Source organism: Pseudomonas sp. FDAARGOS_380 (assembly GCF_002591235.1).
GTDB lineage: Bacteria > Pseudomonadota > Gammaproteobacteria > Pseudomonadales > Pseudomonadaceae > Aquipseudomonas > Aquipseudomonas salmasensis.
Window position 1 is genome coordinate 3,868,308 of the sequence record NZ_CP023969.1, and the last position, 19,410, is coordinate 3,887,717.

Sequence of the window (19,410 nt, forward strand, 5' to 3'; positions counted from 1 at the left end):
CGTGATTACGGGCGTTTCACGCCTCTATAAGGCCTTGAAATACAAAGGCTGGCACAGGGCTACTAAAAAAAATCAAAAAAATCCTCAAGCAACCGGCTACCACGACGATAACTATTACGTAGGTTCTCTAGGCCACACCCGGCGGTCGCCAGGGCCGGAAGCCGCAGTATCCAAACCACGAGGATTTCGTCATGGCATTATCAGTAAACACCAACATCACCTCCCTGGGTGTCCAGAAGAACCTGAACAAAGCTTCCGACGCTCTGAGCCAGTCGATGAACCGTCTGTCCTCCGGCCTGAAAATCAACAGCGCCAAAGACGACGCTGCCGGCATGCAGATCGCCAACCGTCTGAACAACCAGGTCAAAGGCCTGAACGTTGCCATCGCCAACGCCAACAACGGCGTGTCGATTGCCCAGACCGCTGAAGGCGCGATGCAAGAATCCACCAACACCCTGCAGCGTCTGCGTGAACTCGCCCTGCAAGCGGCCAACGGTGATAAAAGCGACGCTGACCGTGTTTCCCTGCAGCAAGAATTCACCGCTAAAGTGGGCGAGCTGAACCGTATCGCCAGCACCACCACCTTCGGTGGTCGTAACCTGCTCGACGGCTCGTTCAGCAACGTAGCGTTCCAGATCGGCGCCAACGCCAACGAGACTATCTCGTTCGGTATGACCGATATCAGCTCGACTGCGCTGAAGGGTAACTACAAAGAAGCTGCTGTAAACGGCACTGCGATGACTGGTCTGGCTGCTACTGCTACTGGTTCGGTTCTGACTAATAAATCAACCGTGACGGGTACTGCTGTCGCCGGCGCTACCACTGCTGGTGATAACTTCACCATTAACGGCACGACGATCACTCTGGCTGGTGGTGCTACTGCTACTGCTGCTGCCGCTGATGCAGTGGCAGCTATTAACGCACAAACGGCTACGACTGGTGTTACTGCCAGCGCTGATGCCACGGGTATTTTGAGCCTCTCATCGACAAAAGTTTTCACTCTTGGCGCTGGTGCAACTAACGATGGCTTGGCCAAGCTCAACGTTGCGGCGGGTGCTTCCCCTGCTGCCTCCAGCGACCTCACTGCTGCCGGTAACATTTCGGTTAACGGCACAGCTGTGACCTGGGCGAAAGGCGCCACCATGGCGAGCGTTCTCACCGACCTCACCAACGCTGCAGGCGGTGCGGCCACTGGCGCTTCGGCCACTTTCGTTGACGGTCGTGTCAAGCTGACGTCGGGTGACGGTGCTGATATCAAGCTGTCCAACACCTCTGCTGGTTCTCTGTCGCAGTTGGGTCTGTCGGCCGGTACAACCCAAGCCAAACTGACTGCTGACACTTCCATTGATGTGAACGGCGTTGAAGTCAAGTTCAAGAAGGGCGACACCTCTGACGCGATCGTTGCTTCGATCAACAGCGCCAGCACCGGTGTTCAAGCCAGCAAAAACGCTGACGGTACCCTGAACCTGTTCGCTGACAAAGACATCACCATCAAGGACGGCAGCGCCGGTACCGGCCTGGCTGCACTGGGTCTGACCGCTGTTGCAGCGGCCGGCACCAAAACCGCCGTGACCATGGAAACCAGCGTTTCCGACCTGAACATTCTGACTGCCGCTTCTTCGCAGCAGGCTGTTCAAGCTCTGGACGACGCCATGCAGCAAATCGACAGCCAGCGTTCGCAGCTGGGTGCCGTACAAAACCGCTTCGCCAGCACCGTGGCCAACCTGCAGAGCATTTCGCAGAACTCCTCCGCTGCCAAAGGCCGCGTAGAAGATGCTGACTTCGCTTCTGAAGCCGCTGAGCTGACCAAGCAACAAACCCTGCAACAGGCTTCCACTGCGATCCTGTCCCAGGCCAACCAACTGCCATCGTCTGTTCTGAAGCTGCTTCAGTAATAGCGCTAGCGGTTAAATAACGGGAGGGTGCGTTTAACAACGTGCCCTTCCGTTTTTTCAGTTTGGAGGTGGTGACATGGACATGAGCATCAAGCTGACCTCGTCTTACCCCGCAGCCACGGCTCCGGCCAACCTTGGCGCAGTGGTGACCCAGGCCAAGCCTGTGGCCAGCAATGAGCCGATCAAAAGTGAAGAGCCTCAGCGCGTTGCGCTGGAAAAGGCTGTTACCGATATGCGTGAGTTTGTGCAGGCTTCACAGCGCAACCTGGATTTTTCCATCGATGACTCTACCGGCAAGGTAGTGGTCAAGGTGATCGCCACTGACAGTGGTGAAGTGATTCGACAGATTCCATCGGAGACCGCGCTGAAATTGGCGCAGAACCTGAGCGATGCCGGCAGCCTGTTGTTTGATAGCAAGGCTTGAGTTGGCACGAAACATGTTTCTGATTGCGGTCTAGGCGTATAAGCGCCAAAAAACGGCCGCCGCAGGACAAGGAGAATGGCAAATGGCTAGTTCAACGATTTCCGGCCCAGGTTCGGGCTACGACACCCAAGCAATCGTCAAGGCGCTGGTCGGTGCCGAGCAGGCGCCCAAGCAGGCTCAGATCACCAACGAGCAGAAGAAAGCCACTGTGCAGTTGTCTGCCGTGGGCTCGGTCAAGACGGCGTTGGAAGCCTACCAGGCGGCGATCACCAAGTTGAACAATGCCTCGGCCTTCAACGGGCTGGCGGCGACTTCTTCGGAAGAGAAAAACGCCAAGGTCACCCTGACTGACGGTGCATCCAGCGGCAAGTACCTGTTGAAGATCGCCAACCTTGCGACCGCCTCGAAAGTCACCACGGCGGTGAACGCTGAGGGCGCATCGGGCAAGGCCAACAGCACCGACGAAGACCAGACGCTGACCATCAACCAGTCGGGCAAAAGCTACGACGTGGTCATCCCCGGCGGCGCAACCCTGCAACAGGTGCGCGAGTCGATCAACACCCAGCTCTCGTCCCAAGGCATCAGTGCCAACGTACTGAGTGACTCCAATGGCGCGCGGCTGGTACTGACTTCGACCACCATGGGCGAGGGCACCGACATCACCCTCAGCGGTGATTCGCAGCTGGCTGTCGGCTACGACAAAGGCAAGGCGCCGACCAACGCCAAGTACTCCATTGATGGCATTGAAATGTCATCGAACAGCAACAAGATCACCTCGGCGATCAGTGGGGTGACCCTGGACCTGTTGGACACGGTAGACATCACCAAGCCGACCACCATCACCGTGGCCAGCAACACCGACACCCTGAAAACCTCGGTGCAGTCCTTCGTCAGCGCCTACAACACGCTGATGACGGCGATCAACACTCAAACCAAGGTCACCGCAACCGGTGATGCCTCCACCACCACCGCAGGTGCGTTGACCGGCGATGCGTCGATGCGTCAATTGGTGAACAGCCTGCGTTCCGAGTTGGTCAACGGCTCCGGCGCGGGCACCATGACCAGCCTGGCGCAGATGGGCATCACCACCGACCAGAAAACCGGCCTGCTGAGCCTGGATGACAAAACCTGGGACAAGGCCGTGGTCAAGGGCGCTGGTGATATCGCCAAGCTGTTCACCGGCGACTCGGGCTTGATCACCCGCATGAACAAGGCGACCAGCAGCTACGTCGGCACCACCGGCACCCTGGCGACCCGGGCCACCGATCTCAATAACAAGTTGACCGACTTGAACAAAGAGACCGACGACCTGACGCGGCGCATGGATGCCTTGCAGAAGTCCCTGACCGCCAAGTACACGGCGATGGACACCATGATCGCGCAGATCAACGCCAGCAGCTCCAGCATCCTGACCACCCTCAACTCGCTGAACAATCCTAAGTCGAACTGATGAGCGGTGCGCGCCAGGGCCCTGTCCAGGGGCTCTCGCGCAGGGTGCTGGATTAAAGTTTTTATCGCTGTGGTCGAAAAACTGGTTAAGCAAACCTATTCGATTGTCGCCAGTAACGAGGTAGCAACATGAACCCGATGAGAGCCCTTCGCCAGTACCAGAAGGTCAATGCCCACGCTCAGGTCTCTGAAGCCAGCCCGCACCGCCTGGTGCAGATGCTGATGGAAGGTGGCCTGGACCGCATGGCGCAGGCCAAGGGTGCGTTGAGTCGCGGGGACATCGCGCAAAAAGGCCTGATGCTGGGCAAGGCGATCGAAATCATTTCGGGCCTGCGCGATGGCCTGGAGCCGGAGAAAGCCGAAGATCCAGCCGCGATCCAGCGTCTGGATGCCTTGTATAACTACATGGGCAATCGCCTGGTCGAGGCCAACCGAGTCAATGATGTCGAGATGATCGACGAAGTCGCCCGTCTGCTGATCACCGTCAAGACCGGCTGGGATGCCATCGCTCCACAATAAGGCCGATTGCCTTGAGGTACACATCATGAGCCACGCACTGCAACGCATCGACGAAACCCGCGAAGCCCTGATCGGCGCGCTGGCCGAGCGCAACTGGGAAGCTGTCGGCGAGTTGGACCTGGGGTGCCGGGCGGTGATTGATGAGGTGCTCAGCGAGGCGCCGGTAGATGAGGATGCACTGCGCGAGAAACTGGAAAGCCTGCTGGTGGTGTATCGGCAGTTGCTGGAGGTGACGACCGGCGAGCGCCAGGCGATTTTCGAAGAGATGTCGCAGATCAACCAAGCGAAAAATGCGTCAAAGGTTTACCATCTGTTCGGTTGAACGGGCGCAGTTAATCCGAACGGCGCGTCATATATTTGACTGTGCCAACATTTTTGACTTAACTAGTGCTGTTTTCAGATTTCAGACGTCTAGAAGGTAAGAAATCTTACAGACGTCTAGATTGCCCTCATTCCGGGGCAGGAAGTTTTACTAGGGAAGTTGCTATTGCATGTGGCGTGAAACCAAAATTCTGCTGATCGATGACGATAGCGTCCGCCGCCGCGATTTAGCGGTGATTTTAAATTTTCTCGGTGAAGAAAATTTACCCTGCGGCAGCCACGATTGGCAGCAGGCGGTCAGCTCGTTGTCGTCGAGCCGTGAAGTCATTTGCGTATTGATCGGGACGGTAAACGCTCCTGGCGCAGTTCTGGGCCTGTTAAAGACACTGTCTACCTGGGATGAGTTCCTTCCGGTGTTGCTAATGGGCGATATTTCTTCCGTGGACCTGCCGGAAGACCAGCGCCGCCGTGTGCTGTCCAACCTGGAAATGCCGCCCAGCTACAGCAAATTGCTCGATTCCCTGCACCGCGCCCAGGTCTATCGCGAGATGTACGACCAGGCCCGCGAGCGCGGCCGTCATCGTGAGCCCAACCTGTTTCGCAGCCTCGTCGGCACCAGCCGTGCCATCCAGCACGTGCGCCAGATGATGCAGCAAGTGGCCGACACCGACGCCAGCGTGCTGATCCTCGGCGAGTCGGGCACCGGCAAGGAAGTGGTCGCGCGTAACCTGCACTATCACTCCAAGCGCCGCGACGGGCCCTTCGTGCCGGTCAACTGCGGGGCGATCCCGGCAGAGCTGCTGGAAAGCGAATTGTTCGGCCACGAGAAGGGCGCCTTTACCGGGGCGATCACCAGCCGTGCCGGGCGCTTTGAGCTGGCCAATGGCGGCACCCTGTTCCTCGACGAAATCGGCGACATGCCGTTGCCGATGCAGGTCAAGCTGCTGCGCGTGTTGCAAGAGCGCACCTTCGAGCGCGTGGGCAGCAACAAGACCCAGAGCGTGGACGTGCGCATCATTGCCGCCACCCACAAAAACCTCGAAAGCATGATCGAGGTCGGCAGCTTCCGCGAAGACCTGTACTACCGCCTCAACGTATTCCCTATCGAGATGGCCCCGCTGCGTGAGCGCGTGGAAGACATCCCGTTGCTGATGAACGAACTGATCTCGCGCATGGAGCACGAAAAGCGCGGCTCCATTCGCTTCAACTCCGCGGCAATCATGTCCCTGTGCCGCCACGGCTGGCCGGGCAACGTCCGCGAGCTGGCCAACCTGGTGGAGCGCATGGCGATCATGCACCCGTACGGGGTGATCGGCGTGGTCGAGTTGCCGAAGAAATTCCGTTACGTCGACGACGAAGACGAGCAGATGGACAGCCTGCGCAGTGACATGGAAGAGCGCGTGGCGATCAACGGCCATACCCCGGACTTCGGCGCCACCGCGATGTTGCCGCCCGAAGGTCTTGATCTGAAGGACTACCTCGGCAGCCTGGAACAAGGGTTGATCCAGCAGGCCCTGGACGATGCCCATGGCATCGTGGCCCGCGCCGCCGAGCGCCTGCGCATCCGCCGCACCACCCTGGTGGAGAAGATGCGCAAGTACGGTATGAGCCGCAAAGAAGGTGATGAACAGGCGGATGATTGACGCCTGTTTTTCAACTACCTGATTTATAGGTAGATTTTTTTCGGCACGGGTATTGCTACAACCCTCGCAACGTTCCGTTTAACTGACGGTCAGCCAAGCGAGAGAGCATCATGCCCCACGCCGCCCAACTATCTTCGGCCCCTGCCATCCAGGGGCTGGTTTCGCCTGTAGAACCGCCGACCCGCCAGGGCCTGGAGCACGCGTTCTCGCAGTTCAACCAGATGTCGAGCCAGCTGACCGACTCCTACAGCCTGCTTGAGGCTCGGGTTTCCGAGCTTAAAGGCGAACTGGCGGTGGTCAGCGCCCAGCGCATGCAAGAGCTGGCCGAGAAAGAACGCCTGGCCAACCGCCTGCAAAACCTGCTGGACCTGTTGCCCGGTGGCGTAATCGTTATCGACGACCAGGGCCGTGTGCGCGAAGCCAACCCGGCAGCCTGCGACCTGCTCGGCCTGCCGCTGGAAGGCGAACTGTGGCGTGAAGTCATCACCCGCTGTTTTGCCCCCCGTGAAGACGACGGCCACGAAGTCTCCCTCAAGGACGGGCGCCGGCTGTCCATCGCCACCCGTTCCCTGGACGCTGAGCCTGGCCAGCTTGTGCTGCTCAATGACCTGACAGAAACCCGGCACCTGCAAGATCAGTTGGCTCGCCATGAGCGGCTGTCGTCCCTGGGGCGGATGGTCGCTTCCTTGGCCCATCAGATTCGTACGCCATTGTCGGCGGCATTGATCTACGCCAGTCATTTGACTGACGAGCAATTACCGGCGGCCACCCACCAACGCTTTGCCGGACGCCTCAAGGAGCGCTTGCATGAGTTGGAGCACCAAGTGCGCGACATGCTGGTGTTTGCCCGCGGCGAACTGCCGCTGACCGATCGCGTTACCCCTGCCGGCTTGATGCAGTCCCTGCAAGCGGCAGCGGCGACCCATGTGCAGGAGGCCAATCTGCGCTGGCAGTGCGACAGCCACCAGGGCGAATTGCTGTGCAACCGCGACACCCTGGTGGGCGCGCTGCTCAACCTGATCGAAAACGCCACCCAGGCCAGTGGCCCCGGTGCGCGCCTTAAAGTGCACCTGTACACCCGCGAGCAAACTCTGCGCCTGTGCGTCAGCGACAGCGGCAGCGGTATCGCCCCGCAAGTGCTGCAACGCCTGGGCGAACCGTTTTTTACCACCAAGACCAACGGCACTGGCCTGGGCCTGACCGTGGTCAAGGCAGTGGCCCGTGCCCATCAGGGACAATTGCAGCTGCGTTCCCGCCTGGGGCGTGGCACCTGTGCATTGATGACCTTGCCGCTGTTTTCCAGCGCGGCAAGCGCGGAGTAAGAGGATGATGGCTATCAAGGTTTTATTGGTGGAAGACGATCGCGCCCTGCGTGAAGCATTGGCAGACACGCTGCTGTTGGCGGGCCATGACTACCGTGCGGTCGGCTCTGCCGAGGAGGCCTTGGAGGCGGTCGAGCAGGAAACCTTCAGCCTGGTGGTCAGCGACGTCAATATGCCCGGCATGGACGGCCACCAGTTGCTCGGCGTGCTGCGCGTGCGCCAGCCGCAACTGCCAGTGCTGCTGATGACCGCCCATGGCGCGGTGGAGCGGGCGGTGGATGCCATGCGTCAAGGCGCGGCGGATTACCTGGTCAAGCCGTTCGAGCCCAAGGCCTTGATCGAACTGGTCGCCCGGCATGCCCTGGGCGTGATGCCCGCAGCCGACGGCGATGGCCCGATTGCCTTTGAGCCGGCCAGCGCGCAATTGCTGGAACTGGCGGCGCGGGTGGCGCGCAGTGATTCCACCGTGCTGATTTCAGGCGAGTCCGGCACCGGTAAAGAAGTGCTGGCGCGGTATATCCACCAGCAATCGGGCCGTGCCAAGCAACCGTTCATTGCGATCAACTGCGCGGCGATCCCCGACAACATGCTCGAAGCCACCTTGTTTGGCCATGAAAAGGGCTCGTTCACCGGCGCCATCGCGGCCCAGGCCGGCAAGTTCGAACAGGCCGACGGCGGCACCATCCTGCTCGACGAAATCTCGGAAATGCCCCTGGGCCTGCAAGCCAAGTTGCTGCGCGTACTGCAGGAGCGGGAAGTGGAGCGCGTGGGCGCACGCAAGCCCATCCAGTTGGATATCCGCGTGGTCGCCACCACCAACCGCGACCTGGCGGGCGAAGTGGCGGCGGGGCGCTTCCGTGAAGATCTCTTCTACCGGCTGTCGGTGTTCCCGCTGGCCTGGCGCCCATTGCGTGAGCGCCCGGCGGACATCATTCCGTTGGCCGAGCGCCTGCTGAACAACCACGTCAAAAAAATGAAGCATGCCCAGGCGCGCTTATCGCCCGAGGCCCAGGCGTGCCTGGTCAGTTACCCATGGCCGGGCAACGTGCGCGAGCTGGACAACGCGATCCAGCGTGCGTTGATTTTGCAGCAGGGCGGTTTGATCCAGCCGCAAGACTTTTGCCTGGCCATGGGCAATGGGGCTGCGCCGCTGCCGAGCCTGGCCCCGGCTCCCGTGGTCGCCGAGGCGGAATCGGCCGGCGCCCTGGGCGATGACCTGCGCCGCCGCGAATTCCAGATGATCATCGACACCCTGCGCGCCGAACGCGGCCGCCGCAAAGAAGCGGCCGAGCGCCTGGGCATCAGCCCGCGCACCTTGCGCTACAAGCTGGCGCAGATGCGCGACGCCGGGATGGACGTGGAAGCCTATCTTTTCGCCACCTGACCTCGCGCCAATCCCGTGTGTAGGAGCGAGCTTGCTCGCGAAGAACCCATAGGCGCCGCGGGCATCCTGGAAGCACGCGTTATCGTTGACGTTTTTCGCGAGCAAGCTCGCTCCTACAGAAAAACGTGCGGTAAGAAGGGCCAAAAAATCTGCGGTAACAAGTTTGACAAGCTTTGTCGCCTTTTCTTACGAGTTGCTCCAGAGCTGGCACCCTTGTTGCTACCACCCCTGGTAACCGCTGCGTAGTGTCAAAAAATTGCAGGTCGTCGGAGAGAGAAGGTCATGAGCCAGGGTATTGAGTTCAATCGGTTGATGTTGGATATGCGCGCCATGCAAATGGATGCCATGGCTCAACCGAAATCCGTCGCGCCAGCGCCGGAATTGGGCCAAAGCAATTTTGCCGACATGCTCGGTCAGGCAATCAATAAAGTCAGCGATACCCAGCAGGCGTCCAGCCAGTTGGCGACGGCTTTCGAGATCGGTAAAAGCGGCGTGGACCTCACCGATGTGATGGTCGCCTCGCAAAAGGCCAGCGTGTCCTTCCAGGCCTTGACCCAAGTGCGTAACAAGCTGGTTCAGGCGTATCAAGACATCATGCAGATGCCGGTTTAAGGACGAGATTTAAGTCATGGCTGAAGCACTCTCCGACAACCTCCCCGCCAAGGCCGACGGCAAACCGCCGTTGTTTGGCCTGTCGTTCCTGGAAAACCTCTCGGAAATGACCATGCTGCGTCAGGTGGGCCTGATGGTGGGCCTGGCAGCCAGCGTGGCGATTGGTTTTGCCGTGGTGCTGTGGTCGCAGCAACCCGATTACCGCCCCCTGTACGGCAGCCTGTCGGGCATGGATTCCAAGCAGATCATGGAAACCCTCGCCGCCGCCGACATCGCCTACACCGTAGAGCCCAACTCCGGGGCCTTGCTGGTCAAGGCCGATGACGTGGCCCGCGCACGGATGAAACTGGCCGCCGCTGGCGTGGCGCCGTCCGACAGCAATATCGGTTTTGAAATCCTCGACAAAGACCAGGGCCTGGGCACCAGCCAGTTCATGGAAGCCACCCGCTACCGTCGTGGCCTGGAAGGCGAACTGGCGCGCACCATCTCCAGCCTGAATAACGTCAAGGCTGCCCGTGTGCACCTGGCGATTCCGAAAAGCTCGGTGTTCGTGCGTGACGAACGCAAGCCCAGCGCCTCGGTGTTGGTCGAGCTCTTTGCTGGCCGCTCCCTGGAGCCTGGCCAGGTACTGGCGATCGTCAACCTGGTGGCAACCAGTGTTCCCGAATTGAGCAAGTCGCAAATCACCGTGGTGGACCAGAAGGGCAACCTGCTGTCCGACATGGCCGAAAACTCCGCGCTGACCCAGGCCGGCAAGCAGTTCGACTACAGCCGCCGCATGGAAAGCATGCTCACCCAGCGCGTGCATAACATCCTGCAACCGGTACTGGGCAACGACCGCTACAAGGCTGAAGTGTCGGCCGATGTGGATTTCAGCGCCGTCGAATCCACCTCCGAACAGTTCAACCCCGACCAACCGGCCCTGCGCAGCGAACAGTCCACCAGCGAACAACGCACTGCCAGCAATGGCCCCCAAGGTGTGCCGGGCGCCCTGAGCAACCAGCCACCCGCGCCGGCCTCGGCGCCGCAAACCACCGGTGGCGCCGCCGCTACCGCTGGGGCGATCCAGCCTGGCCAGCCGCTGTTGGACGCCAACGGCCAGCAGATCATGGACCCGGCCACCGGCCAGCCGATGCTTGCGCCGTACCCTGCGGACAAGCGTAACCAGTCCACCAAGAACTTCGAGCTCGACCGTTCCATCAGCCACACCAAGCAGCAACAGGGCAAGATCAATCGCCTGTCGGTGTCGGTGGTGGTCGATGACCAGGTCAAGGTCAACCCAGCAGACGGCGCGGTGACCCGTGCGCCGTGGACGGCTGACGAGCTGGCGCGTTTCACCCGCCTGGTGCAGGACGCCGTTGGCTTCGATGCCAGCCGTGGTGACAGCGTCAGCGTGATCAACATGCCGTTCTCCGCCGAGCGCGGTGAAGTCATCGCTGACCCTGCGTTCTACACCCAGCCGTGGTTCTGGGACATCGTCAAGCAAGTGCTGGGGGTGTTGTTCATCCTGGTGCTGGTGTTCGGCGTATTGCGCCCGGTGCTCAACAACATCACCGGCGGCAGCAAGAAGCAACTGGCACTGGCCGGTGGCGACGTCGAGTTGGGTGGCATGGGCGGCCTGGACGGCGAACTGGCCAACGACCGCGTCAGCCTCGGCGGCCCGCAAAGCATTCTGTTGCCAAGCCCGAGCGAAGGCTATGACGCTCAGTTGAACGCAATCAAGAGTCTGGTAGCAGAAGACCCGGGCCGTGTGGCTCAGGTCGTGAAAGAGTGGATTAACGCAGATGAATGATCGAGCCGCTGTGGCCAAGCTGTCCCGGGTCGACAAAGCCGCCGTGCTGCTGCTGTCCCTGGGTGAAACCGACGCTGCCCAAGTGCTGCGCCACATGGGCCCTAAAGAGGTCCAGCGAGTGGGCGTGGCCATGGCGCAGATGCGCAATGTGCACCGCGAGCAAGTCGAGCAGGTGATGAGTGAGTTCGTCGAGATCGTCGGCGACCAGACCAGCCTGGGCGTCGGCTCCGACAGCTACATTCGCAAGATGCTCACCTCGGCCCTGGGCGAAGACAAGGCCAACGGCCTGATCGACCGCATCCTGCTGGGTGGCAACACCAGCGGCCTGGACAGCCTCAAGTGGATGGAACCGCGCGCAGTGGCCGACGTGATCCGCTACGAGCACCCGCAGATCCAGGCGATCGTGGTGGCCTACCTGGACCCGGACCAAGCCGGTGAAGTGCTCGGCCACTTCGACCATAAAGTGCGCCTGGACATCATCCTACGCGTGTCGTCGCTCAACACCGTGCAGCCGGCGGCGCTCAAAGAACTCAACACCATTCTGGAGAAGCAGTTCTCCGGCAATTCCAACGCCTCGCGCACCACCCTGGGTGGCATCAAGCGCGCGGCCGACATCATGAACTTCCTCGACAGCTCGGTGGAAGGCCAGTTGATGGACTCGATCCGCGAGATCGACGACACCCTGTCCGGCCAGATCGAAGACCTGATGTTCGTGTTCAACAACCTGGCCGATGTCGACGACCGTGGCATCCAGGCGCTGCTGCGCGAAGTGTCCTCGGACGTGCTGGTGCTGGCGCTCAAGGGCTCGGACGAAAACGTCAAAGAAAAGATTTTCAAGAACATGTCCAAGCGCGCCTCGGAGCTGTTGCGCGACGACCTGGAAGCCAAGGGCCCGGTACGCGTCAGCGACGTGGAAACCGCTCAGAAGGAAATCCTCACCATTGCCCGCCGTATGGCCGAAGCCGGAGAAATCGTTCTCGGTGGGAAGGGCGGCGAAGAAATGATCTAAGGCGCCTTGCATGTCGAATAAAGATGAGGCGCCCAGCGATCTGATTCGCGCGCGGGATGTCGGCGGTTTCGACATCTGGTCGCTGCCCAGCTTCGACCCCCATGTGCCGGAGCCCGAGCCTGAACCGGTGGAGGAACCGCCGGCGGAAATGGAAGAAGTGCCGCTGGATGAAGTCCAGCCACTGACTCTCGAAGAGTTGGAAACCATCCGCCAGGAGGCCTACAACGAAGGCTTTGCCGCGGGGGAAAAGGACGGCTTTCGCAGCACCACCCTCAAGGTTCGCCAGGAAGCCGAGGCGGCGCTGGCCACGAAGTTGGGCAGCCTGGAGCGTTTGATGGGTAACCTGTTCGACCCTATCGCCGAACAGGACTCACAGCTGGAAAAATCCATGGTCGGCCTGGTGCAGCACATCGCGCGCCAGGTGATCCAGCGCGAACTGGTGCTCGATTCCAGCCAGATCGAAGCGGTGATGCGTGAAGCCCTCAAGCTGCTGCCCCTGGGCGTCGGCAATGTGCGGCTGTACATCAACCCCCAGGATTTCGAACAGGTCAAAGCCCTGCGCGAGCGCCATGAAGAAACCTGGCGCATCGTCGAAGACGCTTCGTTGCAGCCCGGCGGTTGCCGCGTCGAAACCGAGCACAGTCGCATCGATGCAACGGTGGAAACCCGCATCAGCCAGATCATGGCCAAGTTGTTCGATCAACTGCATGAACAAGCCCTGCACCCCGCCGAGCCGGACCTGAGCGTTGACCTGGACGCCACCGATGCGCCTTGACCGCACCAGCTTCGCCAAGCGCCTGGGCAGCTACGCCGAGGCCACCGAGTTGCCCGGCCAGCCGATCCTCGAAGGGCGCCTGTTGCGCATGGTCGGCCTGACCCTCGAAGCCGAGGGCCTGCGCGCCGCCATGGGCAGCCGCTGCCTGGTGATCAACGACAACAGCTACCACCCGGTGCAAGTCGAAGCCGAGGTGATGGGCTTTTCGGGCAGCAAGATTTTCCTGATGCCGGTCGGCAGCCTCGCCGGCATTGCCCCCGGCGCCCGCGTGGTGCCGCTGGCCGACACTGGCCGCTTGCCCATGGGCATGAGCATGCTGGGCCGCGTACTCGACGGAGCCGGCCGTGCGCTGGACGGCAAGGGCGGCATGAAGGCCGAAGACTGGGTGCCGATGGACGGCCCCACCATCAACCCGCTCAAGCGCAACCCCATCAGCGTGCCACTGGATGTGGGTATTCGCAGCATCAACGGTTTATTGACGGTCGGTCGCGGCCAGCGCCTGGGCCTGTTCGCCGGTACCGGCGTGGGTAAGTCGGTGTTGCTGGGCATGATGACGCGCTTTACCGAGGCCGACATCATCGTGGTGGGGCTGATCGGCGAGCGGGGCCGCGAAGTGAAGGAGTTCATCGAGCACAGCCTCGGTGAAGAAGGGCTCAAGCGTTCTGTTGTCGTCGCTTCTCCGGCAGACGATGCACCGCTGATGCGCTTGCGTGCGGCGATGTACTGCACACGCATCGCCGAATATTTTCGCGACAAGGGCAAGAACGTCCTGTTGCTGATGGACTCGCTCACGCGTTTCGCCCAGGCCCAGCGCGAGATCGCCCTGGCCATCGGCGAGCCGCCCGCGACCAAGGGTTATCCGCCATCGGTGTTTGCCAAGCTGCCCAAGCTGGTGGAACGTGCCGGTAATGCCGAAGCCGGCGGCGGCTCGATCACCGCGTTCTACACCGTGTTGTCCGAAGGCGACGACCAGCAGGACCCGATTGCCGACTCGGCGCGGGGCGTGCTCGACGGCCACATTGTGCTGTCGCGGCGTTTGGCGGAAGAGGGGCATTACCCGGCCATCGATATCGAAGCGTCCATCAGCCGGGTGATGCCGGCGGTGGTCACGCCGGAGCATATGGCCCGAGCCCAGCAGTTCAAGCAGCTGTGGTCGCGCTACCAGCAAAGCCGTGACCTGATCAGCGTCGGTGCCTATGTGGCCGGTGGCGACCGCGACACCGACCTGGCCATCGCCTTGCAGCCGCAACTGGTGACCTACCTGCGCCAAGGCCTCAACGACAAGATCACCATGGGCGAAAGCCAGTCGCACTTGCAGTCCATCTTCGCCCCGGCGCCGGGCGGCTAAGCCATGGCCAACAGCCGCGCCGCACGCTTGGCCCCGGTGGTGGACATGGCCGAAAAGGCCGAGAAAGCCGCCGTACAGCGCCTTGGCTACTTCCAGGGCCAGGTGCGTTTGGCCCAAAGCAAGCTGGGCGACCTGGAGCGTTTTCGTGGCGAGTACCAGCAACAGTGGATCGAGCGCGGCAGCCAGGGCGTGTCCGGCCAGTGGCTGATGGGGTACCAGGGCTTTCTCAACCAGCTTGAAACCGCCGTCGGCCAACAACGCCAAAGCCTGGCCTGGCACGAGGCCAACCTCGACAAAGCCCGCGAGGCCTGGCAAGCGGCGTTTGCCCGGGTTGAGGGGTTGCGCAAACTGGTGCAGCGCTACATCGACGAAGCGCGAGCCATCGAAGACAAGCGCGAGCAAAAACTGCTCGATGAACTCTCCCAACGCCTTCCCCGCCCAGAACAGTTCTAAGTGTGGGAGCTGGCTTGCCTGCGATGGGCATAGGTATCTACACGACTCCGTAGCGCTCAACGGTAACCACGATGCGAAGCGAGCCGCTCTTGATCTGCTTTTGATCTTGATCTCAGGCGCCCCGTCAAACCACGCTGGCCGTAATTTGACAGTGATTTGGGGGGTAAACCGGCAGGGATGCCGGTTTAGCCGCCCCGCGCCATGGATGGCGCGTGGCGGCGGCCCCCCAAATCACTGGCGGATTACGGGCACACCGAGCCCAAGCGAGGTGCCGAGTGGTGGGGCATGAGCCTTTTGCTTACTTTTGGGCTCTTTTCAAAAGTGAGCCGCCGTCAGGGCGGAACCCTAAGTGGCCGTTACCTAAATAACGGATATGTACCCGGTCCAACTGTGTTGACTGTTAGGCCGCCTTCGCGAGCAAGCCCGCTCCCACAGTTGATCCACTGTGTTGCTCAGATGCTCTTCAGCTGCTACACCTTGTGTCTAGTGCAATGACAAGGAAGCAGTCACATGTCAGTCGAGTCAGAAGTATCCCTGGATGGGAAGAAGTTGACGATCGCAATCAGGGGCCGGTTCGATTTCGGCAGCCACCAGGCGTTTCGGGAGTCCTACGAGCGTTACTACAAGGTCCCCGAGATCTATATCGTCGATCTCAAGGAGGCCACCTACATGGACAGTTCAGCCCTCGGCATGCTGCTGTTGCTACGGGATCATGCTGGCGGTGATGACGCCGAGGTCCGCGTGACGAACAGCAACTCCGACGTGCGCAAGATCCTCGCCATCTCCAACTTCGACAAGCTGTTCGACATCAGTTGAGCGCCCTGGCCCCGGTCCTGGAGGCGCTGACCATCCTGATCGCCGAAGACAGCGCCGCCGACCGCCTGTTGCTGGCGAGCATCATCCGTCGCCAGGGCCACCAGGTGCTGACGGTGAGCAATGGCGCCGAAGCGATTGAGGTGTTTGCCCGCGAGCGTCCGCAACTGGTGTTGATGGACGCGCTGATGCCGGTGATGGACGGCTTTGAGGCCGCACGGCAGATCAAACAACTGGCGGGGGAGGCGCTGGTGCCGATCATCTTCCTCACCTCGCTGCGCGAAAGCGAAGCCCTGGCCCAGTGCCTGGACGCTGGCGGCGATGACTTTTTGCCCAAGCCCTATAACCCTTTGATCCTGGCGGCGAAGATCAACGCCATGGACCGCCTGCGCCGCCTACAGGCCACGGTTTTGCAACAGCGTGACTTGATCGCCAAGCATCACGAACACCTGATGCATGAACAGCGGGCGGCCAAGGCAGTGTTCGACAAGGTTGCCCATTCGGGTTGTATCAACGCCGCGCCCAACATCCGCTACCTGCAATCGCCTTATGCGCTATTCAACGGTGACTTGTTGCTGGCGGCCTACACGCCATCCGGCGATATGCACGTGCTGCTCGGTGATTTCACCGGCCATGGCTTGCCGGCCGCCATCGGCGCCATGCCCCTGGCCGAAGTGTTCTACGGCATGACTGCCAAGGGCTACGGCCTCACGCAGACCCTGCGGGAAATGAACGCCAAGCTCAAGCGCATCCTGCCGGTGGACATGTTCTGCTGCGCCACCTTGCTGTGCCTGAGCGCCCAGCGGCGGGCGGTGGAGGTGTGGAACGGCGGCATGCCCGAAGGCTATGTGCATGAAGTCGCCACCGGCAGGCGCACGCCGTTGATGTCGCGGCACCTGCCCCTGGGGGTGTTGTCGTCAGAGGCGTTCGATGACAGCACCGAGGTCTGGCCCATGGCGTTGGGCGACCGGGTGTTTTTGCTCTCCGATGGTGTGCTGGACACCGCTGACGCCAATGATCAACTGTTCGGCGCCGAGCGCTTGCAGCAGGTGTTCGCCGCCAACCGCGAGCCTGACCGCCTGTTCGAGGACATCGAGCAGGCTCTGGCGGCCTTTCGCGGCCAGGCGCGCGATGACGTCAGCATGGTCGAGATCACCTTGCAGGCGGGCCAGCCCTTGCGGGCGGCCGAACCGATGTATGCCGACAGCGGCCAGTCGTGCCCACTGGATTGGTCGGTGAGTTTCGAATTTCGCGCCCAGACCCTTAGAACCTACAACCCGCTGCCGTACCTGCTGCAACTGCTATTGGAGATCCACGGCCTGCGTGAGCAGAGCGGGGCGCTTTACAGCGTGATGGCCGAGTTGTATTCCAACGCGCTGGAGCATGGCGTGCTGGGCCTGGACTCACGGCTCAAGCGCGATGCCCAGGGGTTTGCGCAGTATTATCACCAGCGCCATGAGCGGCTGGCACAGTTGGACAGCGGTTATGTGCGCGTGCATGTGCAGGTGGTACCCACCGACAAGGGCGGCAAACTGACCTTGCGTCTGGAAGACAGCGGGCAGGGTTTTGATGTGGAGCGGGAGCTGGCACGCCCCGTGGACATCGACCGTCTGTCTGGTCGGGGCCTTAGCTTGGTGCGTCAACTGAGCAGCGCTGTAGGCTGGTCCGATGGCGGGCGCAGTGTCTGCGTGGAGTTTTGTTGGGAGGCTCTGGCATAATCCGCCGATTCTTGATCAAGGAGCGAGCAAGTGGCTGAGATTCATTTGGACCCCGACGTGTTGTCGGACTTGCAGGAAGTGATGGAGAGCGAGTACCCGACGTTGCTCGACACCTTTATCGAGGACTCGCAAAAGCGCGTCGCAGCACTGCGCAAGGCTGGGGGCGACGCCAAAACGTTGGGACGGATTGCCCACAGCTTCAAAGGCAGTAGCGGCAATCTAGGGGCGGTGCGTTTGGCCCGATTGTGTGAGCTGCTGGAGACCGAGGCCGTCGAGGCGGCCTCTGATCTAGGTGCACTGGTTGATCAGATTGATCATGAGTTCGCGCTGGTCAAGCCACTGTATGAATGTAGGAGCGAGCTTGCTCGCGAAAAACGTCAACGATAACGCGTGCTTCCTGGATGAATGCGGCGCCTGTGAGTTTTTCGCGAGCAAGCTCGCTCCTACATTGAATCGGATATGTCCAGGCATTTTGTAAACCTGGCCCGACTCTTGCTCTACCTCCACAGACTGCATCCCCGACCCCATGCAGTGGAGACCCTTACTTATGCCAGTCGCCCCCAATTCGCTCCTTCAGGCTGCCACCGCAGCCAAGCCTCAAGCGCCGGCCGCCACGCCTGCGGTAGCGCCTGCGGCCCCGCGGGAAAAGGGCCCTGGCTTCGCTCAAGTGTTTGCCAAGCAAGCTGCCAAGCCGCAGGCCAAGAGCGACGACGCGCCAGCCAAACCCGTGCGCGACAAAGCGGCTGACGCCAGCGATAAACCTGCCGCCAGCGCGCCAGCGGTTGCCGATAGCGGCAATCCCTTGCCTGCCAAGCCGGCCAAGAGCGACGACAGCGCAGACAGTGAAGGCGAGCCACCGGCCGACCCGTCCCTGGCGCAGCAACCGGTGGCCGACCCGGCGCTGGTCGCCGCCGTGACGCCGGTGGCGGTCCCTGTGCCCGTACAAGCGCCTGCCGTCGCTGCCGAAGATGACCAGGCCCTGCCGCTCATTACCGTGACCGAGGAGCCCAAGCAGCCGGCCTTCGACCCCGAGGCCGACCCGCTGGATTCGATGCCGGCCGTGCGCCTGGCGATGGAGCAGGGCGGTCACGTCTCGGCCAGCAGCCAGGCGCCGCAGAAAGCCGCGCCCACCACCCAGGACCAACCGACTGCCGCGCAGAACTTTGCCGCCGGCCTGGCCAGCATGGTTGACCAGCAAGCCGCCAAGGACAGCACCGACCAAGGCGGTGACAAGGCCTTCGGCGCACTGATCGATGACGGCCTCAAGGACCTCAAGAACGCCTGCAGCGACACCCGAGTAGATGACTTCGCCAACCGCCTGGCCGCGCTGACCCAGGCGGCCACACCGAAAACCGCGAATGCCTTGCCGCCCGTCACCAATGCACCCCTGGCCATGCATCAGAGCGGCTGGACCGAAGAGGTGGTCAACCGCGTGATGTACCTGTCCAGCGCCAACCTCAAGTCGGCCGAGATCCAGCTGCAGCCCGCTGAGCTGGGGCGCCTGGACATCAAGGTCAACATGACGGCGGACCAACAGGCCCAGGTCAACTTCATGAGCGGCCATGCGGTGGTGCGTGAAGCGCTGGAGAGCCAGTCCGGCCGCTTGCGGGAGATGTTTGCCCAGCAGGGCATGGGGCAGGTGGATGTGAATGTCTCCGACCAATCGCGGGGGCAGGACCAGCAGCAACAGCAGGGCCAGGCGCGGGGCATCAGTGGCAGCGGCAGGCGTGCTGACAACGGCGACGCCGGTGGCCCTGTGGACGTGGCCGAAGTGGCAGCGCCCGTGAGCCAGAGCGTGATCGGCTCCAGCGCCGTCGACTACTACGCCTGACTTGAGGGCTGTATAGGCCTGAATGTGGGAGCGGGCTTGCTCGCGAATGCAGAGTGTCAGTCAGTATATGTGTGACTGATACACCGCATTCGCGAGCAAGCC

General features: G+C 61.5%; 18 protein-coding genes. All 18 read left to right on the forward strand.

Annotated features, from left to right (window positions below; all coding sequences use genetic code 11):
- Positions 1-191 precede the first annotated feature (191 nt).
- The 18 genes from CRN80_RS18140 to CRN80_RS18230 all read left to right on the forward strand — a co-directional run bounded on the left by CRN80_RS18140 (position 192) and on the right by CRN80_RS18230 (position 19,308).
- A complete protein-coding gene (locus CRN80_RS18140; RefSeq protein ID WP_034136119.1) occupies positions 192-1,895 on the forward strand; it encodes a flagellin in 1,704 nt (567 codons plus the stop codon).
- A gap of 76 nt (positions 1,896-1,971) precedes the next feature.
- Complete coding sequence (locus CRN80_RS18145; RefSeq protein ID WP_014719357.1) at positions 1,972-2,319, forward strand: flagellar protein FlaG; 348 nt, start codon at positions 1,972-1,974, stop codon at positions 2,317-2,319.
- An 82-nt stretch (positions 2,320-2,401) separates the two neighbouring features.
- Positions 2,402-3,769 (forward strand): flagellar filament capping protein FliD, encoded by a 1,368-nt coding sequence (gene fliD, locus CRN80_RS18150; RefSeq protein WP_098950730.1) that lies wholly within the window; start codon positions 2,402-2,404, stop codon positions 3,767-3,769.
- Between the two features lie 128 nt (positions 3,770-3,897).
- Positions 3,898-4,287 carry a flagellar export chaperone FliS gene (gene fliS / locus CRN80_RS18155; protein WP_014719355.1) on the forward strand — a complete coding sequence of 130 codons (390 nt, stop codon included), beginning with the start codon at positions 3,898-3,900 and terminating at the stop codon, positions 4,285-4,287.
- A 25-nt stretch (positions 4,288-4,312) separates the two neighbouring features.
- Complete coding sequence (locus tag CRN80_RS18160; RefSeq protein ID WP_003192968.1) at positions 4,313-4,609, forward strand: hypothetical protein; 297 nt, start codon at positions 4,313-4,315, stop codon at positions 4,607-4,609.
- 169 nt (positions 4,610-4,778) lie between these two features.
- A complete protein-coding gene (locus CRN80_RS18165; protein WP_032895942.1) occupies positions 4,779-6,251 on the forward strand; it encodes a sigma-54 dependent transcriptional regulator in 1,473 nt (490 codons plus the stop codon).
- 110 nt (positions 6,252-6,361) lie between these two features.
- Positions 6,362-7,573: a PAS domain-containing sensor histidine kinase gene (locus tag CRN80_RS18170; RefSeq protein WP_032895943.1), complete on the forward strand. Its 1,212-nt coding sequence runs from the start codon at positions 6,362-6,364 to the stop codon at positions 7,571-7,573.
- A 7-nt stretch (positions 7,574-7,580) separates the two neighbouring features.
- Positions 7,581-8,957, forward strand: a complete 1,377-nt coding sequence (locus tag CRN80_RS18175; RefSeq protein ID WP_098952638.1) for a sigma-54 dependent transcriptional regulator — start codon at positions 7,581-7,583, stop codon at positions 8,955-8,957.
- 282 nt (positions 8,958-9,239) lie between these two features.
- Positions 9,240-9,569 carry a flagellar hook-basal body complex protein FliE gene (gene fliE, locus CRN80_RS18180; RefSeq protein ID WP_003192959.1) on the forward strand — a complete coding sequence of 110 codons (330 nt, stop codon included), beginning with the start codon at positions 9,240-9,242 and terminating at the stop codon, positions 9,567-9,569.
- Positions 9,570-9,585: 16 nt separating this feature from the next.
- Positions 9,586-11,361: a flagellar basal-body MS-ring/collar protein FliF gene (gene fliF, locus CRN80_RS18185; RefSeq protein WP_032895944.1), complete on the forward strand. Its 1,776-nt coding sequence runs from the start codon at positions 9,586-9,588 to the stop codon at positions 11,359-11,361.
- Positions 11,354-12,370: a flagellar motor switch protein FliG gene (fliG, locus tag CRN80_RS18190; protein WP_003192957.1), complete on the forward strand. Its 1,017-nt coding sequence runs from the start codon at positions 11,354-11,356 to the stop codon at positions 12,368-12,370. The genes fliF and fliG overlap by 8 nt, the downstream gene beginning before the upstream one ends.
- A gap of 10 nt (positions 12,371-12,380) precedes the next feature.
- Positions 12,381-13,145: a flagellar assembly protein FliH gene (fliH, locus tag CRN80_RS18195; protein WP_003192956.1), complete on the forward strand. Its 765-nt coding sequence runs from the start codon at positions 12,381-12,383 to the stop codon at positions 13,143-13,145.
- Positions 13,135-14,493 (forward strand): flagellar protein export ATPase FliI, encoded by a 1,359-nt coding sequence (gene fliI, locus CRN80_RS18200; RefSeq protein WP_032895945.1) that lies wholly within the window; start codon positions 13,135-13,137, stop codon positions 14,491-14,493. The genes fliH and fliI overlap by 11 nt, the downstream gene beginning before the upstream one ends.
- A gap of 3 nt (positions 14,494-14,496) precedes the next feature.
- Positions 14,497-14,946, forward strand: a complete 450-nt coding sequence (fliJ, locus tag CRN80_RS18205) for a flagellar export protein FliJ (RefSeq protein ID WP_032895946.1) — start codon at positions 14,497-14,499, stop codon at positions 14,944-14,946.
- A gap of 510 nt (positions 14,947-15,456) precedes the next feature.
- Entirely contained in the window at positions 15,457-15,762 is a 306-nt protein-coding gene (locus CRN80_RS18215) for an STAS domain-containing protein (protein WP_078466772.1), read from the forward strand.
- Positions 15,759-17,477, forward strand: a complete 1,719-nt coding sequence (locus CRN80_RS18220; protein WP_098950731.1) for a fused response regulator/phosphatase — start codon at positions 15,759-15,761, stop codon at positions 17,475-17,477. Before CRN80_RS18215 ends, CRN80_RS18220 begins: the two co-directional genes overlap by 4 nt.
- A 30-nt stretch (positions 17,478-17,507) precedes the next feature.
- Positions 17,508-17,864 carry an Hpt domain-containing protein gene (locus CRN80_RS18225; protein WP_032895949.1) on the forward strand — a complete coding sequence of 119 codons (357 nt, stop codon included), beginning with the start codon at positions 17,508-17,510 and terminating at the stop codon, positions 17,862-17,864.
- Positions 17,865-18,024: 160 nt separating this feature from the next.
- Positions 18,025-19,308 (forward strand): flagellar hook-length control protein FliK, encoded by a 1,284-nt coding sequence (locus CRN80_RS18230; protein WP_098950732.1) that lies wholly within the window; start codon positions 18,025-18,027, stop codon positions 19,306-19,308.
- Positions 19,309-19,410 lie beyond the last annotated feature (102 nt).

What these genes read in the sequence shown, in the direction of transcription:
- fliF (WP_032895944.1), top strand. Translation starts at nt 9,586, where the DNA reads ATGGCTGAAGCACTCTCCGACAACCTCCCCGCCAAGGCCGACGGCAAA.
- fliG (WP_003192957.1), top strand. Translation starts at nt 11,354, where the DNA reads ATGAATGATCGAGCCGCTGTGGCCAAGCTGTCCCGGGTCGACAAAGCC.
- fliS (WP_014719355.1), top strand. Translation starts at nt 3,898, where the DNA reads ATGAACCCGATGAGAGCCCTTCGCCAGTACCAGAAGGTCAATGCCCAC.
- CRN80_RS18230 (WP_098950732.1), top strand. Translation starts at nt 18,025, where the DNA reads ATGCCAGTCGCCCCCAATTCGCTCCTTCAGGCTGCCACCGCAGCCAAG.
- CRN80_RS18140 (WP_034136119.1), top strand. Translation starts at nt 192, where the DNA reads ATGGCATTATCAGTAAACACCAACATCACCTCCCTGGGTGTCCAGAAG.
- CRN80_RS18165 (WP_032895942.1), top strand. Translation starts at nt 4,779, where the DNA reads ATGTGGCGTGAAACCAAAATTCTGCTGATCGATGACGATAGCGTCCGC.
- CRN80_RS18160 (WP_003192968.1), top strand. Translation starts at nt 4,313, where the DNA reads ATGAGCCACGCACTGCAACGCATCGACGAAACCCGCGAAGCCCTGATC.
- CRN80_RS18145 (WP_014719357.1), top strand. Translation starts at nt 1,972, where the DNA reads ATGGACATGAGCATCAAGCTGACCTCGTCTTACCCCGCAGCCACGGCT.
- fliI (WP_032895945.1), top strand. Translation starts at nt 13,135, where the DNA reads ATGCGCCTTGACCGCACCAGCTTCGCCAAGCGCCTGGGCAGCTACGCC.
- CRN80_RS18175 (WP_098952638.1), top strand. Translation starts at nt 7,581, where the DNA reads ATGGCTATCAAGGTTTTATTGGTGGAAGACGATCGCGCCCTGCGTGAA.
- fliE (WP_003192959.1), top strand. Translation starts at nt 9,240, where the DNA reads ATGAGCCAGGGTATTGAGTTCAATCGGTTGATGTTGGATATGCGCGCC.
- CRN80_RS18170 (WP_032895943.1), top strand. Translation starts at nt 6,362, where the DNA reads ATGCCCCACGCCGCCCAACTATCTTCGGCCCCTGCCATCCAGGGGCTG.
- fliH (WP_003192956.1), top strand. Translation starts at nt 12,381, where the DNA reads ATGTCGAATAAAGATGAGGCGCCCAGCGATCTGATTCGCGCGCGGGAT.
- fliD (WP_098950730.1), top strand. Translation starts at nt 2,402, where the DNA reads ATGGCTAGTTCAACGATTTCCGGCCCAGGTTCGGGCTACGACACCCAA.
- CRN80_RS18215 (WP_078466772.1), top strand. Translation starts at nt 15,457, where the DNA reads ATGTCAGTCGAGTCAGAAGTATCCCTGGATGGGAAGAAGTTGACGATC.
- fliJ (WP_032895946.1), top strand. Translation starts at nt 14,497, where the DNA reads ATGGCCAACAGCCGCGCCGCACGCTTGGCCCCGGTGGTGGACATGGCC.